The 23417-nt window shown below is 70.3% G+C and carries 19 protein-coding genes and 2 pseudogenes; 13 read left to right on the forward strand and 8 right to left on the reverse strand.

Annotated elements, in window-relative coordinates:
- Window positions 1-31 precede the first annotated feature (31 nt).
- From OG747_RS35020 to OG747_RS35030, 3 genes are all read left to right on the forward strand, one after another.
- A complete protein-coding gene (locus OG747_RS35020) occupies window positions 32-583 on the forward strand; it encodes an FHA domain-containing protein (protein WP_405883359.1) in 552 nt (183 codons plus the stop codon).
- 157 nt (window positions 584-740) lie between these two features.
- Window positions 741-2108 carry a M14 family zinc carboxypeptidase gene (locus tag OG747_RS35025; RefSeq protein ID WP_405883360.1) on the forward strand — a complete coding sequence of 456 codons (1368 nt, stop codon included), beginning with the start codon at window positions 741-743 and terminating at the stop codon, window positions 2106-2108.
- Window positions 2105-2521: an SSI family serine proteinase inhibitor gene (locus OG747_RS35030; protein ID WP_405883361.1), complete on the forward strand. Its 417-nt coding sequence runs from the start codon at window positions 2105-2107 to the stop codon at window positions 2519-2521. Before OG747_RS35025 ends, OG747_RS35030 begins: the two co-directional genes overlap by 4 nt.
- 8 nt (window positions 2522-2529) lie before the next feature.
- Here the strand turns inward: OG747_RS35030 and OG747_RS35035 are convergent, their stop codons facing one another.
- The 3 genes from OG747_RS35035 to glgX all read right to left on the reverse strand — a co-directional run bounded on the left by OG747_RS35035 (window position 2530) and on the right by glgX (window position 8646).
- Window positions 2530-3780: a M14 family zinc carboxypeptidase gene (locus tag OG747_RS35035; RefSeq protein WP_405885853.1), complete on the reverse strand. Its 1251-nt coding sequence runs from the start codon at window positions 3778-3780 to the stop codon at window positions 2530-2532.
- 203 nt (window positions 3781-3983) lie between these two features.
- Window positions 3984-6413, reverse strand: coding sequence for a malto-oligosyltrehalose synthase (gene treY, locus OG747_RS35040; protein WP_405883362.1), 2430 nt, complete (start codon window positions 6411-6413; stop codon window positions 3984-3986).
- A gap of 88 nt (window positions 6414-6501) precedes the next feature.
- Window positions 6502-8646 carry a glycogen debranching protein GlgX gene (gene glgX, locus OG747_RS35045; protein WP_405883363.1) on the reverse strand — a complete coding sequence of 715 codons (2145 nt, stop codon included), beginning with the start codon at window positions 8644-8646 and terminating at the stop codon, window positions 6502-6504.
- A 178-nt stretch (window positions 8647-8824) separates the two neighbouring features.
- Here glgX and OG747_RS35050 point away from each other — a divergent pair, with 178 nt between their 5' ends.
- From OG747_RS35050 to OG747_RS35065, 4 genes are all read left to right on the forward strand, one after another.
- Window positions 8825-9646, forward strand: a complete 822-nt coding sequence (locus OG747_RS35050) for a Tat pathway signal sequence domain protein (protein ID WP_405883364.1) — start codon at window positions 8825-8827, stop codon at window positions 9644-9646.
- A 126-nt stretch (window positions 9647-9772) separates the two neighbouring features.
- Window positions 9773-11092, forward strand: coding sequence for a copper amine oxidase (locus OG747_RS35055; protein ID WP_405883365.1), 1320 nt, complete (start codon window positions 9773-9775; stop codon window positions 11090-11092).
- 114 nt (window positions 11093-11206) lie between these two features.
- Window positions 11207-12445 (forward strand): SAV2148 family HEPN domain-containing protein, encoded by a 1239-nt coding sequence (locus OG747_RS35060; RefSeq protein WP_405883366.1) that lies wholly within the window; start codon window positions 11207-11209, stop codon window positions 12443-12445.
- Between the two features lie 130 nt (window positions 12446-12575).
- Window positions 12576-13298 carry a 3'-5' exonuclease gene (locus OG747_RS35065; RefSeq protein WP_405883368.1) on the forward strand — a complete coding sequence of 241 codons (723 nt, stop codon included), beginning with the start codon at window positions 12576-12578 and terminating at the stop codon, window positions 13296-13298.
- A 25-nt stretch (window positions 13299-13323) separates the two neighbouring features.
- Here OG747_RS35065 and OG747_RS35070 read toward each other — a convergent pair whose 3' ends face one another.
- Complete coding sequence (locus tag OG747_RS35070; RefSeq protein ID WP_405883369.1) at window positions 13324-14187, reverse strand: phosphotransferase enzyme family protein; 864 nt, start codon at window positions 14185-14187, stop codon at window positions 13324-13326.
- A gap of 325 nt (window positions 14188-14512) precedes the next feature.
- Entirely contained in the window at window positions 14513-16777 is a 2265-nt protein-coding gene (locus OG747_RS35075) for an MMPL family transporter (protein WP_405883370.1), read from the reverse strand.
- Between the two features lie 252 nt (window positions 16778-17029).
- Between OG747_RS35075 and OG747_RS35080 the strand changes: the two genes are divergently transcribed.
- Both OG747_RS35080 and OG747_RS35085 read left to right on the forward strand, forming a co-directional pair.
- Window positions 17030-17578, forward strand: coding sequence for a DUF1697 domain-containing protein (locus OG747_RS35080; RefSeq protein ID WP_405883371.1), 549 nt, complete (start codon window positions 17030-17032; stop codon window positions 17576-17578).
- Complete coding sequence (locus OG747_RS35085) at window positions 17571-17936, forward strand: DUF4440 domain-containing protein (RefSeq protein WP_405883372.1); 366 nt, start codon at window positions 17571-17573, stop codon at window positions 17934-17936. Before OG747_RS35080 ends, OG747_RS35085 begins: the two co-directional genes overlap by 8 nt.
- Window positions 17937-17978: 42 nt before the next feature.
- On the opposite strand, the gene OG747_RS35090 is transcribed toward OG747_RS35085, so the two are convergent.
- Together OG747_RS35090 and OG747_RS35095 are read right to left on the reverse strand one after the other, a co-directional pair.
- Window positions 17979-18809, reverse strand: a complete 831-nt coding sequence (locus OG747_RS35090) for an aldo/keto reductase (protein WP_405883373.1) — start codon at window positions 18807-18809, stop codon at window positions 17979-17981.
- A 7-nt stretch (window positions 18810-18816) separates the two neighbouring features.
- A pseudogene (locus OG747_RS35095) lies at window positions 18817-18993 on the reverse strand (IS1380 family transposase); the annotation flags it as partial.
- Between OG747_RS35095 and OG747_RS35100 the strand changes: the two are divergent.
- Entirely contained in the window at window positions 18926-19111 is a 186-nt protein-coding gene (locus OG747_RS35100; protein WP_405883374.1) for a hypothetical protein, read from the forward strand. The pseudogene OG747_RS35095 and the gene OG747_RS35100 overlap by 68 nt on opposite strands.
- 347 nt (window positions 19112-19458) lie before the next feature.
- Here OG747_RS35100 and OG747_RS35105 read toward each other — a convergent pair whose 3' ends face one another.
- The gene (locus OG747_RS35105; RefSeq protein WP_405885854.1) at window positions 19459-20211 is read right to left on the reverse strand and encodes an NPP1 family protein; all 753 of its coding nucleotides are present in this window, start codon (window positions 20209-20211) and stop codon (window positions 19459-19461) included.
- A gap of 645 nt (window positions 20212-20856) precedes the next feature.
- Between OG747_RS35105 and OG747_RS35110 the strand changes: the two genes are divergently transcribed.
- The 3 genes and pseudogenes from OG747_RS35110 to OG747_RS35120 all read left to right on the forward strand — a co-directional run bounded on the left by OG747_RS35110 (window position 20857) and on the right by OG747_RS35120 (window position 23364).
- Window positions 20857-22215 (forward strand): beta-1,3-glucanase family protein, encoded by a 1359-nt coding sequence (locus OG747_RS35110; RefSeq protein ID WP_405883375.1) that lies wholly within the window; start codon window positions 20857-20859, stop codon window positions 22213-22215.
- Window positions 22216-22565: 350 nt separating this feature from the next.
- Window positions 22566-22737, forward strand: a pseudogene (locus tag OG747_RS35115) (ketopantoate reductase family protein); the annotation flags it as partial.
- 24 nt (window positions 22738-22761) lie between these two features.
- A complete protein-coding gene (locus tag OG747_RS35120) occupies window positions 22762-23364 on the forward strand; it encodes a TIGR03086 family metal-binding protein (RefSeq protein WP_405883376.1) in 603 nt (200 codons plus the stop codon).
- Window positions 23365-23417 lie beyond the last annotated feature (53 nt).

The raw sequence follows: 23417 nt of genomic DNA on the forward strand, positions 1-23417 counted from the left end.
ACCCCGCTCCTACTGACCGACAATCGCCAGCGTGACGTCGTCTTTCGAGTTCCACACGTACCCCGCGCGGCTGTCCGACGCGGAGCGCGACCAGGCGTTGAAGGCCCTCCGTGACGGCGTCGCCCTCGGTCGCCTCTCGCATGACACGTTCATCCGCCGTATGGAACTGGCGCTCGTCGCCCGCCGCTCCGACGAACTCGCCGTGCTCACCGCCGACCTGCTCACCGAAAGCCGCTGGTCGAAACTGGTGTTCGGCACCGTAGAAGCGGTCTCCGGCTTTGGCGTACGGCTGCGCAGGGCCTGGCAGGCCGAGCGGCTCCCGAAGCTGCTGCTGCCTCACCCGGGCAACGGATACCCGCTGCGGATCGGCCGCGACCCCGCGAGCGGACTGCGGCTCAACCACGAGACGGTGTCCCGCGTCCACGCCGAGTTGAGCCGTCAGGGCGGCCTGTGGGTGCTGCGCGACCTGGGCTCGACCAACGGGACGACCGTCAACGGACGACGTGTCATCGGCGCCGCGGTCGTCCAGGACGGCGACCAGATCGGCTTCGGGCGGATGACCTTCCGGCTCGCCTCGTCCTGACGATCCCCAGGGGCCCGGAATCCTCGTGATCCTTATGGCGTGAACCCTACGGCGTGATCCTTGTGAGCCCCTTACGTTCGGCAGTGTTGACGTACCCCCACAGCCGTGACTGACTGTGCGTACACCATGCACATCAGGTGAATCGACGGCACCACATTTGTGGAGGTGTGCCCTGCCGCCCCTCCTCAGCTACCCCACCGTGGACGAGTTGGGAGCCCGTGCGGCCGCGCTCGTCGCCCGTCGGCCGAGCGACGCCCGACTGCGCCGCGTGGGCACGTCACGGGCGGGCACCCCGCTGTGGCTGCTGTCCGTCGGGCACGGCACCCGCCAGGCCCTCGTCGTCGCCGGACCGCACGCCAACGAACCCGTGGGCGGTGCCACCGCCCTGCGCCTGGCCGAACGGGCGCTCGCCGACCCCCGGCTCTGCGACGGCGCCGACTCCACCTGGAACCTGCTGCTCTGCCTCGACCCCGACGGCGCCCGCCGCAACGAGGCCTGGCTGTCCGGCCCGTACACTCTCGGCCACTACTTCCGGCACTTCTTCCGACCCGGCTTCCTCGAACAGCCCGAGTGGCTGCCCGAGGGCGCGGCCGGCGCCACCCTGCCCGAGACCCGCGCCCTCCTCGACCTCCAGGACGAACTGCGGCCCTTCTTCCAGTGCTCCCTGCACGGCGTCGACGTCGGCGGCGCCTTCGTCGAACTGACCCGCGAGCTGCCCGGACTCGCCCAGCGCGTCGCGCACACCGCCGCACGCCTCGGCATCCCGCGCGAACTCGGGCCGTACGACACCCTGTACTGGCCGACCCTCGGCCCCGCCGTCTACCGCATCCCGCCGCCGCACCCGGGCGACCTCGCCGCCGCCATCACCGAGGCCGCGGTCGAATCCACCTGGTTCCACCCGCACCGCTACGGCACCGTGACCGCGGTCGTCGAGGCCCCCATGTGGGGCGTGGCGGCCGTGGAGGACGCCACCCGGCCCGCCGACGCCGACGCGGTGCTGCGCTCCATCAGCCACACGCTGCGCCACGACACCCGGCTCCTGGCGGACATCCTCGGCCGGATCCGCTCCGGCCTCGACACCTCCGCCGAGGCGGCCTGTCTCCTCGCACCGGTCGACGACTATTTACTCGTCGGCCCCGGACTCGCCGACTCCTGGGACCCCGACGTGGACGACGCCGGGGCGCGCCCTCTGCCGGCGCTCGACACCGCCCGACTGACGGCCCTGCGCCTGGCCGGCCGACGGGTCGCCCTGCGCACGGCCGGACTCCTGCACCAGCTCGTCACCGGCTCCGGACGCGACCCGGGCAAGGCGCTGCCGGAGCTCGACCGGCTGATCGACGCATGGTGTGCCGACTACCGCGAGGGCTGCGGGGCCCGCTGGATCCCGGTCGGACGCCAGGTCGAATACCAGGCGCGCGTGGTGATCGCCGCGTTCGAACTCGCCGGGCGGTACGCGCCCGTACGCTCCCGTTCGGGTGAGACGGGGTGGGGTTCGCGGGCTGCGCTGCCGATGCATCGGGAATGACGAGAAACACTCAAGCGGTGCGGGGCGGTCTCCTCGCGGCGGTCGCCCTGCTCACCCTGGGCGCGGCCCCGGCCCGGTCCGCGCCCCAAGAGCCCACCCCCGGCAACTGGCTCTTCCTCACCGTCACCAGCGGCGACGCCCACTCCAGCAGCATCAGTGGCACGCTCCTGCGCTGCGACCCGCCTCAGGGCCACCCCCACGCCGCCGAGGCCTGTGCGGAACTCGCCGCCGCGGACGGCGACATCTCCCGGATCCCGCCCAAGCCCGACGTCCTGTGCGCCATGATCTACGCCCCGGTCACCGCCTCCGCGCGTGGGCAGTGGGCGGGCCGCCAGGTGGAGTACACGCACACCTTCTCCAACTTCTGCGTCCTGGGCGCCGAGACGGGGTCGGTGTTCGCCCTGTCGGACTGAGTCAGCCGTCAGGCGGCGTTGTCGCGCGCGTGCCGGGCCGCCGCGACCACCGTGCGGGACTGGTGCTCCACCTGGTGCTCCAGGGGGACCCAGCGGGCCCGGAAGCGTTCGGCGAAGGCGTCGCTCCAGGCGGCCACGAGGCGTTCGAGGCGCGGCGCCGCCCGGTCGTCGGCCTCCTGGAGGACCCGCAGCAGCATCGCGGCGGCCCGCAACGGGAGCCGGCGCCCGAACGCGTCGACGCTGCCGACGTACGCCATCGTGGTGTCCGGGGGCGGCGTCCGCACCCAGTCGTCGGCCAGGCCCGGTACCAGGTCCAGTGCCCACTTGGCGGCGCGCAGGAGCGGTCCGTCGGGGCCCGGGAGCCGCGGCAGGACCTCTGTGAGCACCGTCTCCACCTGGAGCGTGTCGCGCAGCAACCGGCGGGCCAGGCGTCGCATCGCCGCGGTCGGGGCGGGGTGCGGCGCCGGGTCGTCCACCAGGTCGCTGGCCCACATCGGCACCTCGACGACCGCGGTCAGACCGCCGTAGCGGTGTGTGTGGTACCAGGTGCTGTGCCGGGCGTCGTCGGGCATGCTCGGGTAGGCCGCGTCCGAGCCGGGCGCCGGCATCACATGCACCCCGGGTCCGGAGGCGGGCCAGCCCGCGGCGTCCGACGCGGCCGTCTCCACCGGGATGTGCAACTCCGCCGCGGACTTGGCGAACGGTTCGGCGAGCCCCGGTATGTCCTTGGTCAACTGCACCCAGCTGCCGCCGAGATCGGTCCCGTGCAGCGTCACCTGGAGGAAGGGCCGCAGCTCGTCGATGACCCGGGTGAGGGCGCGGGTCTCCGGGGGCAGCCGGTCGGGCGGCAGGACGGAGGGCGACCACTCGGGCTGCTCGGGGCCGGCCGGGCGGAAGAACCCGAGGTGGTAGTCGAGCAGGGTGCGCGGCGCCGGCGTCACATGGAGACTGGCGCCGTCCGGGTCCGCGCAGAGCAGGAAGTGCCAGGAGGTGTCGGCCCGCAGCTCCCGCTCGTGCAGTACACGTTCGGTCAGGGACAGCAGGGTCGAGCCGCCGGTCGGTTCGTTCGCGTGGGCGCCCGCCACGACGAGCACCGCGCGCCCGGCGTGACCGACGGACAGCAGGTGGAGGGGCCTGCCCGCGCGCGAGACACCGATTTGCCTGAGGGCGCACAGGTCGGGACGGTGAGCCGCCAACGCCCGAGCGGACGAGACGATTTCGGTCACACTGGGGTAGCGCAACTCCGGCAGGAGACTCACCCCCGACTTGTCCGCCCTGCGTCGCTTGTCGCAGTACTCCACGGTCTGAGGGAACTGTCAAGGAGATGACGGGGCGGCTCCCCAGGGCGCCAGGTGGCATTCACCGGCGGCAGAGCCGGTGGGCACAACCCGACAGGGCGCGGAGAATCCACTGTGGGACCCGCGCCGGGCCCCGGGCTTTCGGCCCGTCGCGGAGGGCCTGATCAGCCGCTCGCCGCGGAGCCCGCCGGTCCGCCTGTGCCGACGCGCTCCAGCAGCGCCACCGGCAGCCGCTCGAACAGCTCCGCCACGCGCGCGTGCCCCGTGAACTCACGCTCCGGAGCGAGCACATCCGACCACCGCCCCTCGGGGAGCGTGAGCCGGGTGTCGCGCCAGCCGCCCGCGTCCGCGAGACGCAGCGACAGCCGGGTGACGGCCGTGAGCACCTCTCCGGAGCGGACGAACGCCACACAGTGCGCCGCGCCCGGACCCCGCGCCGGCAGCGGCGCGTACGTCGCCGCGTCACCGAACGCGCCGGGGCGTCGCCCTCGCAGCCGCAGCGCCGCCGTAGTGAGCGCGACCTTCTCCGAGTGCAGCTCCGAGTACAGCTCCGAGGCCTGCTCCCGGGGCGCGAACGGCGCCCGGTTGTCGGGGTCCACCAGCGCCAGGTACTCGCCCTCGGTGCCCTGGTAGACGTCCGGTACCCCGGGCATCGTCAGCTGGACCAGTGCGGCCCCCAGGACGTTCGCCCGGACATGGGGGGCCAGCGAGGCCCGGAGGTCCGCCACGCGCCGCCCGGGCGCCCCGCAGGGGCCCGCCGCGACGAACGCCGCCACCGCCTCCTCGTACGCCGGGCTCTGCTCGGTCCAGGAGGTGTGCAGCCCGGCCTCCCTGACATGCTTCAACAGCGCTCCCTGGACGCGTTCCCCATCGGCCGGGCCCAGCCCGAACACCGTCTGCCACGCGGCCCACGCCACCTGGGGGTCGGGTACGCCCGTCGGCCCGTCACGGGTGACCTCGGCCAGCACGTCGGCCCATCGCTCGGGGCACTGGGTGAGCACCGACAGGGCCGCGCGGACGTCGGCGCTGCGCTTGGTGTCGTGGGTCGACAGGGCGGTGCCGGTGGCGGGCCAGTCGCGCTGCACGCGCGCGCAGTAGGCGTGGAAGTCCTCCGGGGACACGGCCGGAGCGCCCGGGTTCCCGCCCACCTCGGTGGCCGACAGCAGGGGCACATAGCGGTAGAACGCCGTGTCCTCCACGGACTTCGCCCTCAGCGCGGACGAGGTCTGCGCGAACCGGGCCCGGAACTCCGCATGCTCGGGGCGCTCGCCCGCCCGCCCGAGCAGCAGGTCCCGTACGACGTCCACGGCGTGCGACTCCTCCGGCACCGTGAAGACCGCCCGGGCCTCGGCGGCGGCCTCCTCGGTCAGGACCAGGGAGGCGTCCGTGGAGGGATACGGCCGGTACACCTCGACGCGCACGAGGAGTTCCCGCAGCGCGGTGCCCAGGGCCCAAGGAGCGTGGTCGCGCGGCTCCGGGTCGGGGGAGGCGGTGCACAGCCGGCTCGCCGCGCGCGTGAGGCGGTCGAACTCGGTGGCCAGCTCGTGTGTGATCACCTTGTACGCCGCCCGGCGCACCGTCGCCTCCCAGTGGCCGCCCCGATCGGCCTGAGGCGCCGCGAACCGCCGGTACTGGCCGAGGAGTTCCCCCGCGCCCGCCGGGTCCGTGAAGAGGCCGTCGACGTGCCGCAGCGCGTCGTAGCCGGTGGTGCCCGCGACGGGCCAGGCGGCGGGCAGCGGCTCGCCGTCCGCGAGGATCTTCTCGACCACAGTCCAGCGCCCGCCGGCCGCCTCGTGGAGGCGGCGCAGATAGGCGTCCGGGTCCGCCAGTCCGTCCGGGTGGTCGACACGCAGCCCCTGGATCACACCGTCGCCCAGCAGCTCCAGGATTTTCGCGTGGGTGGCCGCGAACACCTCGGGGTCCTCGACGCGCACCCCGATGAGCTCCGAAATGCTGAAGAAGCGGCGGTAGTTCAGATCGGTGCGGGCCAGCCGCCACCAGGCCGGGCGGTACCACTGCGCGTCGAGGAGCCGCGGCAGCGGCAGGTGCCCGGTGCCCTCGCGCAGCGGAAACGCGTGCTCGTAGTAGCGCAGTACGTCGCCGTCCACCTTCAGGTGGTCGATTTCCGAGCCGAGCCGGCCGCCGAGCACGGGCAGCAGCATCCGGCCGTCCTGGGCGTCCCAGTCGATGTCGAACCAGCGCGCGTACGGGGACCGAGGGCCCTCGCGCAGTACCTCCCACAGGGCGTGGTTGTGGCGCGGGACCATCGCCATGTGGTTCGGCACGATGTCCACGACCAGGCCGAGGCCGTGCTCCCGCGCGGTGCGGGCCAGGGAGCGCAGCCCCCGCTCGCCGCCCAGTTCGGCCCGTACGCGCGTGTGGTCCACGACGTCGTAGCCGTGCGTCGAGCCCGGGACCGCCTCCAGGACCGGGGACAGGTGCAGATGGGACACGCCGAGCGAGGCCAGATACGGCACGGCCGCCTCGGCGGCCCCGAAGGGGAACTCCGGCTGCAGCTGCAGCCGGTACGTGGCGGTCGGCACGGCGGGAACCACCGAGACCGGGATCTCCCGTTCGGGACGCTCAGGTGTCATGGGAACCTCCGTACCCTCCCCGCCTTCTTTCGTGTCATCGACGTACGCCGAAAAGCCCCTCCACGCGCGCGTGCCCCCGTCAATGCGGCTAGGCGGGCCGCTGCAGCACCGTCATGCTGCGGTCGATCAGCGTCAGCCGGTCCCCGGCCTGGACCTTCGCGCCCGTGCCCGGTGGCACCCCCTCCGGGAGGGCCGTGTCGACCACCACCTGCCACTGCCGCCCGTGGTTGACCGGCACCACGAACTCCAGCGGTTTCGGCGAGGCGTTGAACATCAACAGGAACGAGTCGTCGGCGATGCGCTCCCCGCGCGGGCCCGGCTCGGAGATCGCCTTGCCGTTGAGGAACACGGACAGCGCCCGCGCCTGCGCGGACCCCCAGTCGTGCTGGGTCATCTCCTTGCCCGCCGGGGTGAACCACGCGATGTCCGACAGCTCGTCGTGCGTGCCCTGGACGGGACGGCCGTGGAAGAAGCGGCGCCGCCGGAAGACGGGATGGTCGCGGCGCAGCCACACCATCGCGCGCGTGAAGTCCAGCAGCGCGCCGTCGTCCTCACCGTCGTCCTCGCCGCCGCGGTCGCTGTCGTTCTCGGGCCACGGCACCCAGGCCAGCTCACTGTCCTGGCAGTAGGCGTTGTTGTTGCCGTGCTGGGTGCGCGCGAACTCGTCGCCGTGACTGAGCATCGGCACGCCCTGGGAGAGCATCAGCGTCGCGACGAAGTTGCGCTTCTGACGGGCCCGCAGCGCGCGTACGGCCTCCTCGTCGGTCTCGCCCTCGACCCCGCAGTTCCAGGACCGGTTGTAGCTCTCGCCGTCGCGGTTGTCCTCGCCGTTGGCGTGGTTGTGCTTGTTGTTGTACGAGACGAGGTCGTTCAGCGTGAACCCGTCGTGGCAGGTCACGAAGTTGATCGAGGCCAAGGGGCGGCGGCCGTCGTCCTGGTAGAGGTCCGAGGAGCCCGTCAGACGCGAGGCGAACTCCGCCAGCGTGCGCGGCTCGCCGCGCCACAGGTCCCGTACGGTGTCGCGGTACTTGCCGTTCCACTCGGTCCACAGCGGTGGGAAGTTGCCCACCTGGTAGCCGCCCTCGCCGACGTCCCAGGGCTCGGCGATCAGCTTCACCTGGGAGACCACCGGGTCCTGCTGCACCAGGTCGAAGAACGACGACAGCCGGTCCACCTCGTGGAACTGGCGGGCCAGCGTGGCCGCGAGGTCGAAGCGGAAGCCGTCGACGTGCATCTCGGTGACCCAGTAGCGCAGCGAGTCCATGATCAGCTGGAGCACGTGCGGGGAGCGCATCAGGAGCGAGTTGCCGGTCCCCGTGGTGTCCATGTAGTAGCGGGGATCGTCCGCGAGGCGGTAGTACGAGGCGTTGTCCAGGCCCCTGAAGGACAGCGTCGGGCCCAGGTGGTTGCCCTCGGCCGTGTGGTTGTAGACCACGTCCAGGATGACCTCGATGCCGGCCTCGTGCAGCGCCCGGACCGCCGACTTGAACTCCAGGACCTGCTGTCCGCGGTCGCCCCAGGAGGCGTACGCGTTGTGCGGGGCGAAGAAGCCGATCGTGTTGTAGCCCCAGTAGTTGCTGAGGCCCATCTCCACCAGCCGATGGTCGTTCACGAACTGATGTACGGGCATCAGCTCCAGCGCGGTGACGCCCAGTTTCGTCAGATGTTCGATGATCGCCGGGTGCGCGAGCGCCGCGTAGGTGCCGCGCAGCTCGTCGGGCAGCGCCGGATGCCGCATCGTGAGGCCCTTCACATGGGCCTCGTAGATCACCGTGTGGTGGTACTCGGTGCGCGGGCGCCGGTCGTCGCCCCAGTCGAAGTACGGGTTGACCACGACCGAGGTCATGGTGTGCGGCGCCGAGTCCAGGTCATTGCGCTTGTCGGGCGCCCCGAACGGATAGCCGTACACCTCCTCGCCCCACTTGACCGAGCCACTGATCGCACGCGCGTACGGGTCGAGCAGCAGCTTCGCGGAGTTGACGCGCTGTCCGCGCTCGGGCGCGTACCGCCCGTGCACCCGGAACCCGTACCGCTGCCCGGGCATGATCCCCGGCAGATACGCGTGCCGTACGAACGCGTCGCTCTCGCGCAGCTCCACCGCCGTCTCCGAGCCGTCGTCGTGCAGCAGACACAGCTCGATGCGGTCGGCGGCCTCCGAGAAGACCGCGAAGTTGGTACCGGCGCCGTCGTACGTGGCACCGAGTGGATATGCCTCTCCAGGCCAGACCTGCATGGATATGACTCTTCCAGTAGTACCGCGCCCCTGGGGGCAACTCCGAGCCGAGTCTCCCCCGAAAGTGAGGGAACCTCCTACGACTTGCACCCCTCTTAACCGCTGACCAGGCATACGTCGTATGCCGACCAATAGGGCTCAAATCACTCCTGGCGAAACAGAAGGAGTAGGGGGAAATGTGCGCAAGATAGTGCACCGCCATCTGGGAAAGGTGGTGGCGGGCGCGGCCATCGCGGTGGCCGGGACGGCCGTGATGGCCGGGATCGCCCTTCCGGGCTCGGCGGGCGCCGAAGAAGGCTCGGGCGGCCTCCAGAACGGCGGCCGGACCTCGCAGCAGGCCGGACAAGGGCAGGGACAGGGGCAGACGGTCGCCGAACCCGGTGTCGTCGAGCAGGCCCCGGCCGAGGGCGACAAGGGCACCGGCCGTGACCCGCTGACCGACGACGAGACCAAGCGCGTCGAACAGATCGCGCTGAACCGGCAGTCGTTCGGCTCCAGCGAGAACGTCGAGGGGCAGCGCGGCCCGCAACGCATCGGCGTCGACCTCGCCGAGCCGGAGGAGAGCGAACTCGACGACCCGAACGCGCCGCGCCGCGCCAACGTCACGTTCTACGACTACAAGGACGACACGCTCGTCACCAAGACGGTCAACCTCGACAGCGGGAAGGTCGAGCGGACCGACACCCAGCACGGTGTCCAGCCACCCATCAGCCGCGACGAGATGGTCGAGGCCGCGAAACTGCTGATCGCCGACCCGCTCGGCGCGGGCCTGCGCGCCGACTACAAGGACGCCACCGGCAAGGGACTCACCTCGCCCGACCAGCTGACACTGAACAGCATGGTTTTCCGGGCCACCCCGGGCGTCCAGCCCGCCTTCCTCGCGAAGTGCGGCGAGCACCGCTGCGTGAGGCTCTTCCCGAAGGTCAAGAACGGGTCCTGGATCGACGCCCGTGAACTGGTGATCGATCTGAGCGCCCGCAAGGTCGGCAAGCTCGGCTGAGCCGCGACCGGGGTGCCCCGGGCGGCTGACCCGCCCGCGTTCGTTCTTCCCACGCACCCCCTTCTTCTTGTCTTCCTGCTTCTCCTTCCAGTCCTTCTTCGTGCTTTCGCAAGGAGTCTCTTTGTCATGCGCGTAAACAGAATCAGCCGTGCCCGCACCCGGACGGCAGTCGGCCTCTCGGTGGCCGCACTCGCCGTCGGCGCGACGACGGCGGGGGGCCCGGCCGTCGCCCAGTCGAAGGCCGCGCCCCCGGCGGCCGCCGACTGCAGCGCGGCGTACAAGATCGAGCAGAAGCTCTCCACCGGCACCACCTGGCGCATGTGCTGGCACTACGAGAGCGAGGCCGGGCTCGTCCTGGAGAACATCTCCTACCAGCCCAAGGGCGAGGCCCAGCCGATCAAGGTCCTCACCAGTGCGAAGCTCGGCCAGATCCACGTCCCCTACGACGACGGCAAGGCCGAGTACGACGACCTCACGGGCGCCGGCTTCGGCCAGGGCCTGATGAAGATGGCACCCGATGAATGCCCCGGCGGCACCATCAAGAACGTGAAGATCCCCAACGCCTGGGACCCGCAGCACCCGAACGTCGACGGCCTGTGCACCACCACCCGTTCGCGCGGCCACGCCTACCGGATGGAGGCCGACACCGGCAACAAGGTCTACCAGACCCAGGGCAAGGACCTGCTGATCTACACCGTCAACAAGGTCGGCTGGTACGAGTACATCACCGAGTGGCGCTTCCAGGACGACGGCACCATCAGCATGAACATCGGCGCCACCGGCAGCCTCTCGCCCGGCGACTACGACGCGGGCGACGGCCGCGGCTGGCCCATCGGCAAGGGCGCCAAGGCCTACGCCACCAGCCACAGCCACAACGTCTTCTGGCGGCTGGACTTCGGCCTCGACGGCTCCTCCGAGAACAAGATCGAGCAGTACGACTCCGTGGTCAGCCCGCCCCGCAACGGCAACGAGGGCCCGACCAACAAGACCACCCTCACCAAGGTCACCAAGGAACTCGCGGGCGACGCCAAGAACATGCGCTGGTGGCGCGTCGTCAGCGCCACCGGCAAGAACAAGGACGACCACGCCCGTAGTTACGAGATCGTCCCGGACGCCACCACCAAGTACCTCGGCCGCCCCTTCACCCAGCACGACCTGTACTTCACCGAGTACAAGAAGTGCGAGCAGTTCGCCACCAACAACCTGCTCGACTGCGGTGCCGGAGCGGGCAGGTCCGTCGACAAGTACGTCAACGGACAGACGCTCACCCACCCCATCGTCTGGGTCAACGTGGGCTTCCACCACATAGCGCGCGACGAGGACCAGCAGCCCATGCCGGTCCACTGGCAGGGCTTTTCCATCGCCCCGCGCGACGTCACCGCTATGAATCCGCTCACTCCGCCGGAGCTCGCCAACCAGAACGGGCATGTCGAAAACGGTAGTTGAGAAACGACCTGTCCATCGGGCTGCACCGCCCACCGCTCCCGGAGTACCCTTCCTTGATCGTTGAGTGGGGCTGGCCCCACGAAAGAGCTCGGGGGAGCGGAAGGCGGTGCGCGGGTGGGCTCGGGAGGGCTGGAGTTGCCTCCTGGTGACGAGGGTCACGAGGGAAACTCCACAGATGTCCCACCCGGCGCGGTGTCCCTGGCACGGCCGATGGAAATGGGATCCATTGGACCGGAACTGGACTGGGGCGCCGACGCCTGGCGCGAGGTGCGTACGCGCGCCCAGCGAGCCGGGCGTGCCTACATCTGGCTGAACCTGGTCGAACAGCGGCTGCGCGCGGTCGTGGCCGCTGTTCTGCGTCCGATCTACGAACCCGTCCACGGCGACGACTGGGTGGTCGCCGCCGCCGGACCCGCCGGGCAGGAGTGGGTGCAGCGCGCGGTCGCCGTACGCGAAGTCAGCCGCCGCAAGGGCTACTTGCTCGACCCGGCCGACGACAACGTGCTCAGCTTCCTCACCCTGCCGCAGCTGCGCGAGCTGATGGTGCAGCACTGGCCGTGCTTCGAGCCCTACTTCGACGAACGCCGGGACGTCGAACTCGCTCTCGACGAACTGGAAGTCACCCGGAACGTGGTCTCCCGCAACCGGGCCCTGTCCGAGGCGGTCCTGGGCCAGGCCGAGCGGGCCGCGGCGAAGCTCCTGGAGATCCTCGGCGCCGGCAGTGACGTGCCCTCCGCGCGCCGGCTGCCCGTCGACGCCGTCGAGGACCTGGTCGGCGACCGGTACGCGGACGTGGTCGGCGTGCACTCGGACCGCGTACGGCTGCTGCGCCAGTTCCCCGCCGAGGACCTCTTCGGCGGCGCCCGCCGCCTGGACGCCATCGGCATCGGCCTGAACCTGCTGGTGCAGAACTTCTCCGGGCGACGGCTCGTACGTCTCGCCGAGGCGGGCTGCCGGGTGCGGCTGCTGTTCCTGAACCCGGCGTCCAGCGCGGTCAAGCGGCGCGAGCGCGAACTCGGCCTCAAGCGGGGCGAGCTGAGCCGCGCCGTCGAGATGAACATCCTGCACATGCGGCGCGTGCGGGCCAGGCTGCGCGACCCGGGCGCGTTCGAGATCCAGGTCTATGACGAGACGCCGCGCTTCACCGCGTATCTCGTCGACGGGGACGGCTCGGACGGTATCGCGATCGTGCAGTCGTATCTGCGGCGCGCACGCGGCATGGAGGCGCCGGTGCTGGTGCTGCGGGGCGGAGGCCGGGTGGTCAAACCGGATGAGATGGGCGAAGAGGGCCTCTTCCCGACCTATCGTGAGGAGTTCGAGGTGGCTTGGGCGGATTCGCGTCCAGTGTCCTGAAGTGTCGCCCTGTCGGGGTATGCGGCGTGCTGTCGGGCCCGGGAAGCGGAACGCGGTCCTCGGATTGTCAGTGGCTCATGCGATCGTGGAGACCACTGGGGGAAAGCACCACGAAGAAGGGGGGCCGCCCATGGGCTGGCACCGGGAGCTGCTGATCGGCTTCGACCTGGAGACGACCGGGACCGATCCACGCGAGGCGCGCATCGTCACGGGTGCCGTGATCGAGGTCAAGGACGGAGAGCCGATAGGGCGCCGTGAGTGGCTGGCCGATCCCGGCGTGGAGATCCCCGCGGACGCGGTGGCGGTGCACGGGATCTCGAACGAGCGGGCGACGGCGGAGGGCAGCCCCGCCGACCAGGTCGCCGACGCGATCGCGGAGGTCCTCGTCGGGTACTGGAAGACGGGCGTCCCGGTGGTCGCGTACAACGCGGCCTTCGACCTGACCCTGCTCTCCGCCGAACTGCGGCGCCACGACCTGCCGTCGCTGCGCGAGCGGCTCGGCGGCATCGACCCCGCCCCGGTCATCGACCCGTACACGATCGACCGCTCCGTCGACCGATACCGTCGCGGCAAGCGCAACCTCGAAGCGGTCTGCACGGAGTACGGCGTGGCACTGGAATCCGCCCACGACGCCTCGGCCGACGCCCTCGCCGCGGCCCGGCTCGCCGGTGCGATAGCCGGCCGCCACCCGAAGGTCGCGGCCCTCGGTCCGGCGGAGCTGCACCGCCGCCAGATCGAGTGGTACGCCGAGTGGGCGGCCGACTTCCAGAGCTTCCTGCGCCGCAAGGGGGAGACGGAAGCGGTGGTCGACGGGACATGGCCGCTGCGGGACCTGGCGGACCAGAAGGCCTGACCGGGCCCGCACCGCGCGGAAAGGGTCAGAAGGAGTACCAGCGGACGGTCTCGTCCCCGTCCCGCAGCGACGCCACCCGCCGCTCGAACTCGGCCAGGGCCTTCGGGTTGCTCGGCGCATGCTGGGCGACCCAGGCGCAGCTCGCGGTCTCCCGCGCGCCCCTGAGTACCGAACAGCCCTCCCATGCGCGCACATCCCAGCCGTAGGCCTCGGTGAAGGAGTCGTACGCCTCGGCGGGCAGCCCGTAGCGGTCGCGGGAGAGGGCCATGACCACCAGGTCGTGCTCGCGCAGGTCGGCGGAGAAGGTCTCCAGGTCGACCAGGACCGGGCCGTCGGGGCCGACGTGGACATTGCGGGGCAGCGCGTCGCCGTGGATCGGGCCCGGCGGCAGGTGCGGGGTGAGCGCGGCCGCGACCTCCGCGAAGCCGTCGCGCCGCGCCCGCAGATACGCAGCGTCCGCGGGGTCGATCGCCTCGCCCGCGAGCCGCAGCCAGCGCTCCACACCGCCCAGCAGCTCACGGGGCGGCAACGGGAAGGAGGGGGAGGGCAGTGCGTGCACCACCCGTAGCAGTTCGGCCAGATCACGCGGTTCGGCGGGGCGTACCGGATCGGGCAGCCGGTGCCACACCGTCACCGGGTGACCCTCCACCAGGAGCGCCTTGGACTCGGCCGCCCGCACGGCGGGGACGCCCGCGTCGGCGAGCCAGGCCGCGATGTCCAGTTCCCGCCGGGCACGGTCGAGGAGTTCGGCGTCGCGTCCCACCTTGACCACCAGGTCACCGGCGGCGAACACCGCGTTCTCGCCCAGGGCGAGGAGCGTCGCGTCCCGCGCCGGCCCCGGCAGCACCTTCGCCGCGGCCAGTACGTCCCGCGCCCGTGCCTCGTCCATCCTTCGCCTCCGTGTCCTGGTGCGTGACGTGGTGCGCGCACAGCCCTCGGGTACGGCGTCGGGTTCACGCCATCCGTCGGCCAGTGTCGCATTCCCACAGGTCGGACCGTGTGCACGGTCCCTTGACGACGTACACCGCCTTCACGACCGTGACGGGAGCCACAGGGAAGGCCAGACCCCCACGAGCCGCCCGGGTGACGGTCCACGGTCCGCTTCGACGCGGCCGAGCCGCCGGGCGGGACCGTAAGCGAAGCGGGAGCGCAGGCAAAGGGCCTGTTGGTTCCCCCGGAAACCAACAGGCCCTGACCCGACGGGAGTTACGGAGTCACACCCCGGCCCGCTCGCCCTCCCGGGCCGGCGGCAGCGCGGCCTCGGGCGACTCGTCGTGGGTGAGGTCCGGCAGCCGGTTCAGCCACTTCGGCAGGTACCAGTTGCGCTCGCCGAGCAGTGCCATCACGGCCGGCAGCAGCACCCCGCGGATGATCGTGGCGTCGATGAGGACCGCCGCCGCCAGGCCCACGCCCATCTGCTTCATGGACTGCATGGACAGCGTTCCGAAGATCGCGAAGACGGCGACCATGATGACGGCGGCGCTGGTGACGACACCGGCCGTGGTGACCACCCCGTGCCGGATCGCGTCCTTGGTGTCGCGGCCCCGCAGTCGCGCCTCACGGATGCGTGAGACCACGAAGACGTGGTAGTCCATCGAGAGCCCGAAGAGGATCACGAAGAGGAACAGCGGCAGCCAGGTGATGATGGCGCCGACGCCCTCCGCGCCCACCAGCGAGGCGCCCCAGCCGTGCTGGAAGACCGCGACCAGGATGCCGTAGGCGGACGCGACCGAAAGGAGGTTGAGCGCGATCGAGGTGATCGCGATCGTCAGCGAGCGGAACGAGAGCAGCATCAGCAGGAAGGCGAAGACGACCACGAACGCGAAGACCGGGGCCACCGAGCCCAGCAACTGGTCGCTGAAGTCGTGCGATCCGGCGACCTGTCCGGTGATCGGCGCCTGGACGCCCTCGACCTTGCCGAGCGTGTCGGGCCGCACCTTGTCGCGCAGCAGCGTCAGGCTCTTCTCCGCCTGGTCCTGATTCGAGCCGCCGACCAGCGGGACGTACACGAAGGCCACGTTCTGCGCCTCGTGCACCTTGATGTCGACCGGGCCGCGCGAGGCGCCCGAACTGATCGCCTGCGCACGGAAGTCGGCGAGCGCGGACTTCACATCGGCGGCGTTGATGTTCTGCGCCTTGACGACCACCTCGGCCGGCTCGGAACCGCCGGGGAAGGCGTCGTTGACCCGGTTGTACGTGCCCACGATCGGCAGCGAGTTGCCGAACTCCTTGTCCAGTGTGAGCTGTTGGGTCTTCATGCCGAGCGCGGGAGCGGCGATGGCCAGCAGCACCCCGGCCGCGACGACCAGCGAGACGGCGGGCTTGGCGAGGACGACCCGCAGTACGGCGCTCCAGAACCGGCTGCCCTCGTCGGCGGACCGGACACGCTTGCCCCTGGCGCGCCGCTTGTCCGGGTGCAGGAACGGCAGGCGTCCCTTCTCGACCCGCTCCCCGAGCAGCGAGAGCAGCGCGGGCAGCACGGTGACCGAGCCGACCATGGCGACCGCGACGACCATCAGCGAGGCCAGCCCCATCGCCTCGAACCCGGCGAGTCCGGTGAAGAGCATGCCGGCCATCGCCACGCACACCGTGACACCGGAGACGACGATGGCGCGGCCACTGGTCGCGGCGGCGATCCGCAGCGCGGCACCGGCGTCCCGGCCGGCCTCGCGCTCCTCACGCTCACGCCGCAGATAGAACAGGCAGTAGTCGACCCCGACGGCCAGCCCCACCAGGAGCATCACGGAGTTCGCGGTGTTGCTCATCGGCTGCAGATGGCTGACGATGCCCATCAGGCCCATCGTCGCCATGATCGCCGTAATCGCCAGTGCCACCGGGAGCAGCGCCGCCACCAGGGCGCCGAAGGCGATCAGCAGAATGCCGAGGGCCACCGGAACCGCGGAGTACTCGGCCTTCTTGAAGTCGTCGCCGAACGCGTCGGAGAAGGTCTTCTGCATGCTGGCGCTGCCGATCTCCTCGATCCGCAGTGCCGCGTGGTCCTTCTGGACGCCCTTGACGGCGTTCAGCACCGGCTCGACGCGGTCGCCCGCGGTGTCCGCGTCGCCCCGCATGTCGAACTGGACGAGCGCGCTGCGGCCGTCCTTCGAGATCGTCTTCGTGTCGTACGGCGAGGTCACGTCCGTGACCTTGCCGGTCCCCTCGACGGCCTTGACGAGCGCGGCGACGGCGGCGCGGAAGTCGGCGTCCGTCGCCTTGACGCTCGCGTCCTTCCCCTGGATCAGGACGCTCTCACCGGCCGGCGCCTTGATCCCCGAGTCCTCGATGATCTTGGCGGCGGTGTGTGTCTCGCCCTTGAGCTGATCGCTCTCCTTGACGTCGACGCGGCCCGCCGCCGAGCCGAGCCCCATCGCCAGCACGACGAACAGCACCCAGATTCCGACGGCGGCCCATCGGTGGCGGGCGCTCCAGCCGCCCGCTCGCGCGGCGATGCCCCGCACCCGTATGTCTCCGTTCCCCATGACGGGCCAGCCCCCTTGTGCACGGTGACAACCCCCTGCCGTCACCTCTGGTTATGAAGGTAGGGGCCGGATAAGAACGTCTCCTCGTACTGCCCGGTGAACCTCCGGACCTCCGGCTCCTCCCCGCGGACCCCGCCGCCTCCGCACTGGGGAGGACAGGGGCCCCTTACACCTAATGGGGCTTCTCGGGGATGCGGATCAGGGTGCGGGTGCTGATCCGCGTGCGCAGGGTGGCCGTCCTAAGGTGTGCGGATGACGACGACGTACGCGGCGCTGCTGCGCGGGATCAATGTGGGCGGCAGCAAAAAGGTGCCGATGGCCGAGCTCCGCACGCTGATCAAGGAACTGGGCCACGGCGACGTGCAGACGTATCTCCAGAGCGGGAACGCCGTCTTCTCCACCGACCGCGGCGACGAGGACTCCCTGGCCGCCGAGTTGGCCGAGGCCATAGAGAGGCACTTCGGCTTCGGTGTCGGCGTACTGGTCCGCGACCACGCCTATCTGAAGGCCGTACGACAGGAGTGCCCGTTCCCGGCCGCGGACCTGGAGGCCAAGCAGCTGCACGTCACCTACTTCTCCGCTCCCGTCGACGGCGAGCGCTTCGCGTCGGTCGACCCGGCGGCGTTCCTCCCGGAGGAGTTCCACCTCGGCGACCGCGCGCTCTATCTCTACGCCCCCGACGGCCTCGGACGTTCCAAGCTGGCCGAGGCCCTGTCGAAGCCGAGACTCCTCAAGGGCATCACCGCCACCACCCGCAACTGGAACACGGTCGTCAAACTCGAGGAGCTCACCGATGCCTGAGCACAACCCCGCCGTGGAGTCCGCCATCGAGGGCGAACTGAGGCTGCTCGACGCGGAGGTCCGTCGCTCGCCGGAGCGGATGGGAGCGCTGCTCCACCCCGACTTCCACGAGTTCGGCTCCTCCGGCCGGCTCTGGGACCGCGCTTCGGTCATCGCCGAACTGACCTTGCCGGCCCAGCAGGGGTCGCGGCCCATCACCGCCTCCCGCATGAAGGGCGTCCAGCTCGCCCCGGACGTGGTCCACCTCACCTTCGACACGGCGGGGGACAACGGCCGCCGGGCGCACCGCAGTTCGCTGTGGCGGCGCACCGAGGAGGGCTGGCGGCTGTACTTCCACCAGGGCACGCCGTTCAGGTAGATGTCCATGCCCGGGACCCTCGTCCCTGCCCCAGGGGCAAGGTCAACCCAGCGCTTCCATGTCCTCGGCGGTGAGCCGGACCGCGCCCGCGTCGAGGTTCTCCTCCAGATGGGCGAGCGAGCCCGTGCCCGGGGTCGGGCAGAGCACCGGGGAGCGGTGCAGCAGCCAGGCGAGGGCGATCTGCCCCGGCGTCGCCCCGTGCGCGGCGGCGACCTCGGCGCAGCCCGGGTCGGCGGTGAGGGAGCCGTTGCCCAGCGGGAACCAGGGCAGGAAGGCGATCCCGCGCGCCTCGCACAGCTTCAGCAGCGGCTCCGAGTCGCGGTCGAGCAGGTTGAAGCGGTTCTGGACCGAGGCGATGTCAGTCAACTCCAGTGCCGCTTCCAGCTGTTCGGCGGTGATGGTGTCGAGCCCGATGTGCCGGATCTTGCCCTCCGTGCGCAACTCGTCCAGCGTGCCGAGCTGTTCGGCCATCGGCACCGCCGGGTCGAGCCGGTGCAGCTGGTACAGGTCGATCGTGTCGAGCCGCAGCCGCCGCAGACTCGCCTCGCACATCGCCCGCAACCGCTCGGGCCGTCCGGCGATGTGCCAGGCACGGTCGCCGGTGCGCACGACTCCGCCCTTGGTGGCGATCAACAGGCCCTCGGGGTAGGGGTGCAGGGCCTCGGCGACCAGTTCCTCGGCGATCGACGGACCGTAGTTGTCGGCGGTGTCGACGAGGGTGACCCCGCGTGCGACGGCCCGCCGCAGCACGGCCACCGCGTCCCGGGCATCCCCGCGCGGGCCCCAGTAGCCGGGGCCGGTAAGCTGCGCCGTGCCGTACCCCAGCCGTCGTACTGGCAGCTCTCCGCCGAGCGTGAAGCTTTCCACAACCATTTACGGTAAGGCAGTCCCCGGAGAGCCAGGCGACCCAGGCGCCGTCGCGGACCTCGCCGCCGGGCTCGACGGCCGGGGCCCAGGCCGATGCCAAGACCTTCAGCACAGCCTGGTGGATGGCGTCGGTGATGGTCATACCGACCGAGTACGACAGCCACCGGCCCCGCGCCGCGAGCCAGTTGAGGGTCGGCACGCGCCCCGGCGGTGGCGGTGGTGGCACCGGCACGTCGTTCGAGAACACCGGCGACGTATCGATTCCGGACAACGGACCGGCGGTCACCTGGAAGCTGACGTTCCCGTAGACCGCGCTTGAACACACGGCATCGAGAGGGCGCCGCCCCGGGTGGTTCGACTCCCCGGGGTGACGCCCTCTTTGTCGTGCCATGACCCTGCTTTTGTTGCCGCTTGACCAAGATCGAGATCCGCGTGACGAACAGCGATCTTCATCCAATGGACGCTTTTCGGCTACTTCTACGCTCCCACGGTCGTCTCCGGCCTCAAGTAGGACGATGTGCCCAGTTGTCGGCTGCCCCTTGCCCCGCTTTGCGCTTCGGCCTGCGACGCACCGCGATGCAACGGCTTCGATGTTCGTGCAGACGTGCGTATGCGACGGGCTCCGGCGTTACGTCATCAGCGGTGCATCGATATCTCAGGCGTAGGGGTCGAACGGGATTCCGGAGGGCTTGGAGTAGGCGAGGTTGCCATTGAAGGAGTCGTCCTTGATCTTGATCGTGGCCGCGCCGAAATCGGCGCTCATGAGCTTGTCGCGGTAGCCGGCCGGATAGCCCTCCCAGCCGACGAGGCGTGGGTAGAACCAGCCGCCGGTGGCATTCTCCGGTGGTTCGTCGTTGGTGTTCGCGAAGCGGAAGTCGTGGGTCGACACGCCGTCCTTGTGATACACGATCTTCGGGTGGGTTCCGTCGAAGCGTACCGACGAACTCGGGCTCACCAGGTACGAGGAGTGCTGCGACACAGAGACGTACTGGACCTGGTTGTTGGAGATCCACACGATGACGTGTTCCCAGTCGTGGCGGTGGCCGATGGCTGCCGGCCCCAGCGTGGCCTGATCCTTCTCGAAGTAGCTGGCGTACATGACGGCGCACCAGCCGTTGTTGCACTTCTCGCGCGAGTACGTGTTGGCGTTCGCCAGCTGGGCGGGATCGTGGCAGTGGCCGTTCACGTCTCCGCCCAGCGACAGGCCGGGATTGATGGTGCCGTCCGCGCCGATCGCGGCGGTGGCGTAGCAGCCGTCGCTGTCGTAGTCGTAGGCGGGGGAGAACGTCTGCTCCAAGCCGTCGGCGTTCTGCGGCAGGAGGGTGAGGACGTTGGCGTTCGCGTCGGTCGGGAGCGCGATGACCAGGGCTGCGGCGGCAAGTGCGCTGGTGAGTGCGGACCGGCGGATCCTCTTGCCGGGGCGCTTCGTTTGGTGGGAAGCGGATTCGTTTTGCGGGACGGGGGACGCGAGCGTGCTGTGCACTCCAACTCCTCAGTTGTGAAGGGGAATTGGGGAGATCCTCTTGCTTCCCCGCGTCGAGATCAAGGGAGGTTGCGGATGTTCCTGGTCGCGCCTGGCCCGGCCGGTGGTCGGGGCGTTGCCACTGCCGGGCATGGCGTCACCCCCGCGGTTGGCGCGATCGTGGACCTCTCGCCACGCCGAGACTCAACCAGATCAGTCCCAGGGTGGCGTCCCGCCGCCGGAGATGCGGTTCACGGAGACCGCACCGCAACGGCACATCCGGGTCAGGTAGGCCAGGTAAGCCCGTCGGCCGGAACCTAAAAGGTCTGTACCAGACACGTCAAGTGGTGAACGGTCAAGAGGGCTTGGGATCGGCCAGTTGATCGGGTCCCGAAGAGGTCGCGCAGTGCTGTGCGTGACTTCTTCGCCACAGACGCAGGTGCGCCGTTCCCGTTCCTGTGAACTCCGCCGGCTTCGCCTTCAGTTGTTGACGTCGAGCAGAGGCGAGAGTACAAACCCCGAGAGCGCTCTCACGTCTGTTGTTCCTCCTGCCCCCCAACGCCCCGCCCATTCGGCATCCGGAGACCCCCCATGCAGACTTCTTTCAGTGCGCTCACGCGCAGACCAGCGGCCCGTGTGACGCTCTCCCGCACGGCTCTGTGCCTGGTCATCGCCCTGCTCGCAGCCTGCTTCGTCGCCCTGACGCCCTCGCTCGCACGGGCCGACGACCAGCTGCTGTCCCAGGGGCGGCCCGCCACGGCGTCCTCGACCGAGAGCGCGTCCTTCCCCGCAGCCGCAGCGGTTGACGGCAACCCGGGCACCCGCTGGTCCTCGGGCTTCGCCGATCCCCAATGGCTCCAGGTCGACCTCGGCTCCGTCCAGCAGATCACCCGGGTCACCCTCACCTGGGAGGCCGCCTACGCCAAGGCCTACCAGATTCAGACCTCCACCGACGCGGCCACCTGGACGACGGTCTATTCCACCACCACCGCCACCGGCGGTACCCAGAACCTGACCGTCACCGGCAGCGGCCGCTACATACGCCTCTACGGAACCGCGCGAGCCACCCAATACGGCTACTCCCTCTGGGAGTTCCAGGTCTACGGCCCCGGTGGCGGCACCACCCCGCCGGACGACTTCTGGGGAAGCACCAGCGACATTCCGCCCGCGCAGAACGCCGTCGAGGTCAAGATCCTCAACCGCACCAACGGGAAGTACCCGGACAGCCAGGTCTACTGGAGCTTCAACGGCCAGGTGCACTCCATCGCCGAACAGCCCTACCTCGACATGCCGGCGAACTCCGCAGGGCGCATGTACTTCTACCTCGGCTCGCCCAACAGTTCCTACTACGACTTCATCGAGTTCACGGTCGGCAACAACGTCTTCAACGGCAACACCACACGCGTCGACGCCTTCGGCCTCAAACTGGCCATGCGGCTGCACGCCAAGGACGGCTACGACGTCGAGGTCGGCGAGAACCGGCAGACCTTCGCCGAGGACCGGGCCACCACGTTCCAGCGCTTCGGCAACGCGGTGCCGGACCAGTTCAAGGTGCTGGCCCAGACGCAGGCCCCGTACCGGATCATCGCGCCCGGCAGCGACCCGAGCTTCCGCGCGGGCGGCGCCAACGCCAACTACTTCACCTCCTATGCCCAGTCCGTGGGCGTGAACGCGGCCACCTCCGACATCTTCGGCTGCGCCGCCTCCCTCGCCGGCACCCCCGACATGTGCGCGGCCCTCAACCGCCATGTGGCCACGCTGCCGGCCTCCCAACAGTCCGACCCCAGCCAGTACTACAAGGCCGCCCCGGCCAACTACTACGCCAAGTTCTGGCACGACAACGCCATCAACAACCTGGCCTACGGCTTCCCCTACGACGACGTGGCCGGGCAGTCCTCCTTCATCTCCCACAGCAACCCGCAGTGGCTGCTGGTCGCCGTTGGCTGGTAACGACCAACGCATGCGGAGGGGTTGACCGCGGGGCCGTCGCACTGGAAGGTGTCGCCGGCTCCGCGAAGCCCGTCCCGGCACAGGAGTCCCATGTGAGACATCGAAGGTTGCGCAGTCGTCTGAGCGCCGTCGTCGCCGCGACGGCGCTGTACACGAGCGCTGCCGTCGCAGCCGAAGCCGCTCCGACAACGTTGTGAGCAGCGACGACAACGTTGTCGCGATCCGCGAGGGCCACGCCTGAAGCTCATCGGGGGCTGGGGTCGGGGGATGTGCGGCGGCGCGTACAGCAGCGTGGCCTGCCGCTCGCCTTCCTCGGCTCGGCCGACGGAGGGTACATACAACTCATACGACTGTGTGTCCTCGGCCGACTGCACGGCGTACCGACCCCGCTGAACGAACCGCTCCAGAGGCTCGCGAACACCTTCGCGCGCGAGCGCCGGGCGGCGGGTTCGACGCCGGTCGCGGAGCTCGTCCGCCTTCCGCCTCGCCGATGAGACTGTCGCGTTTGTTCAAGAGGTCTGAGCGCGCGGTTCCTAGCGTGGAGGCATGAACAACCCCTACAAGAACGTGTATCCGTACATGGTGGAATGCGCCGCCGAGGCCGCCCGAGTGGCCCGCGGTGTCACGGCGGCGCACCTGGCGGAGCCCGGTCCCACGCACTGCCCGGACTGGGACGTCCGTACCCTGGTGAACCACTGGGTCCTCTACACCTCGCACGGTCTGGAGCACCGGGCGCTGCGCAAGCAGCTCTCCGAGGAGCTGACCGGGCGCGACTTCACGGCGGACCCCGGCTGGGCGCGGGCGAACGCCGACCAGCTCGACCGCGCCGTGGCCGCCTGGGACGACCCGGCCGTGTGGGAGGGCGAGGTCGACCTCGGGACGGCGAGGATGCCGGCCGCCGAGATCGCCTCGATGATCGTCAAGGAGATGGCGGTGCACGGCTGGGACGTGGCGACGGCGACCGGCCAGGAGCTGCGGATCTCCGACGGCGCGGCGCGGCTGGTCCTGGACGTGGTGGACACGTACGGCGAGCTCTACCGGCAGTACGACGGTTTCGCCGACCCGGTGGACGTGCCCGACGACGCACCCGTCTTCGAGCGCGCCCTCGCCCACAGCGGCCGGGACCCGCGCTGGTCCCGCGACGGGTAGCCGTGCGCCATCGGTCCGATGAACAAAGGTCTGAACTCTGAACGTTGCTCGGA

Origin of the sequence: Streptomyces sp. NBC_01384 (assembly GCF_045040035.1) — a bacterium.
GTDB lineage: Bacteria > Actinomycetota > Actinomycetes > Streptomycetales > Streptomycetaceae > Streptomyces.

Bases quoted from the DNA above. Each gene is read 5' to 3' on its own strand.
- OG747_RS35120 (WP_405883376.1), top strand. From the start codon at position 22,762: ATGAACAACCCCTACAAGAACGTGTATCCGTACATGGTGGAATGCGCC.
- OG747_RS35075 (WP_405883370.1), bottom strand. From the start codon at position 16,777: ATGGGGAACGGAGACATACGGGTGCGGGGCATCGCCGCGCGAGCGGGC.
- OG747_RS35080 (WP_405883371.1), top strand. From the start codon at position 17,030: ATGACGACGACGTACGCGGCGCTGCTGCGCGGGATCAATGTGGGCGGC.
- OG747_RS35090 (WP_405883373.1), bottom strand. From the start codon at position 18,809: ATGGTTGTGGAAAGCTTCACGCTCGGCGGAGAGCTGCCAGTACGACGG.
- OG747_RS35030 (WP_405883361.1), top strand. From the start codon at position 2,105: ATGACGAGAAACACTCAAGCGGTGCGGGGCGGTCTCCTCGCGGCGGTC.
- OG747_RS35070 (WP_405883369.1), bottom strand. From the start codon at position 14,187: ATGGACGAGGCACGGGCGCGGGACGTACTGGCCGCGGCGAAGGTGCTG.
- OG747_RS35055 (WP_405883365.1), top strand. From the start codon at position 9,773: ATGCGCGTAAACAGAATCAGCCGTGCCCGCACCCGGACGGCAGTCGGC.
- treY (WP_405883362.1), bottom strand. From the start codon at position 6,413: ATGACACCTGAGCGTCCCGAACGGGAGATCCCGGTCTCGGTGGTTCCC.
- OG747_RS35065 (WP_405883368.1), top strand. From the start codon at position 12,576: ATGGGCTGGCACCGGGAGCTGCTGATCGGCTTCGACCTGGAGACGACC.
- OG747_RS35110 (WP_405883375.1), top strand. From the start codon at position 20,857: ATGCAGACTTCTTTCAGTGCGCTCACGCGCAGACCAGCGGCCCGTGTG.
- OG747_RS35085 (WP_405883372.1), top strand. From the start codon at position 17,571: ATGCCTGAGCACAACCCCGCCGTGGAGTCCGCCATCGAGGGCGAACTG.
- glgX (WP_405883363.1), bottom strand. From the start codon at position 8,646: ATGCAGGTCTGGCCTGGAGAGGCATATCCACTCGGTGCCACGTACGAC.
- OG747_RS35100 (WP_405883374.1), top strand. From the start codon at position 18,926: ATGGCGTCGGTGATGGTCATACCGACCGAGTACGACAGCCACCGGCCC.